The organism is Alcanivorax sp. HI0083, assembly GCF_001635175.1.
This window is the reverse complement of sequence record NZ_LWFX01001558.1, coordinates 1-986: the sequence shown is the minus strand read 5'-3', so window position 1 is coordinate 986 and position 986 is coordinate 1. Positions and strand designations below refer to the sequence as shown.

The following is a 986-nucleotide window of genomic DNA, read 5'->3' as shown; positions in this document are numbered from 1 at the left end:
GCCGAAGGCGGCGGTGGCCGCCCCGGTGATACCGACTTTGTCGGTGTGGGCGGACTGGACTGCCCCACCTTTGCGGCCATGGCAAAACTGTCCGGCGAGGTGCCGCTGGTGGGGATCGGCTCCGGTCGTTGCTTTGCCGGTAACGCGGCCTTGCTGGGCTGCTGTGATGTGATTATCGCCACGAAGGATTCCACCATCGGCATGGCCGGTCCGGCCATGATCGAAGGCGGTGGCCTGGGCCGTTATACCCCGGAACAGGTGGGCCCGGTGGATATGCACACTGCCACCGGCGTGGTGGATATCGCGGTGGACGATGAGGCCGACGCGGTGGCCGTGGCCAAACAGTACCTGTCCTATTTTCAGGGCACGGTTGAGGATTGGCAGGTCGCGGACCAGCGCGAACTGCGCCACAAGATTCCGGAAAAGCGTACCCGTGTTTACGACATTCGCAACGTGATCGAGACCCTTGCCGACAGCGGCTCGGTGCTGGAACTGCGGCGGGGCTTTTCGCCGGGCATGATCACGGCGCTGATACGAATCGAAGGCAAACCGTTCGGATTGATCGCCAATGATCCCACTTACCTGGGCGGTGCCATCGATGCGGTGGGTGGCGACAAGGCAGCGCGTTTTATGCAGCTGTGCGAAGCCTTCGGCCTGCCCATGGTGTCCCTGTGCGACACCCCTGGCTTCATGGTCGGCCCGGAAGCGGAAAAGCAGGGAACGGTACGCCATGTGTCGCGCATGTTTGTGGCCGCTGCCAGCCTTACCGTTCCGTTTCTCACCATCGTGCTGCGCAAGGGGTATGGTCTGGGTGCCCAGGCCATGGCGGCAGGCAGTTTCCATTCGCCGCTGTTCATCGCGGCCTGGCCCAGCGGCGAGTTCGGCGCCATGGGGCTGGAAGGCGCCGTGCGGCTTGGCTTCGCCAAGGAACTGGCGGCCCAGCCGACCCCCGACGTCAGGAGCGTCTGTTCAACAAGCTGGTGTCC

1 protein-coding gene is annotated in these 986 nt (G+C 64.1%); it reads left to right on the top strand.

The genetic code is table 11. The features are described 5' to 3' along the window. Positions 1-986: acyl-CoA carboxylase subunit beta (locus tag A3754_RS23310; protein ID WP_304439864.1), on the top strand; the 986-nt coding region annotated here is incomplete at both ends.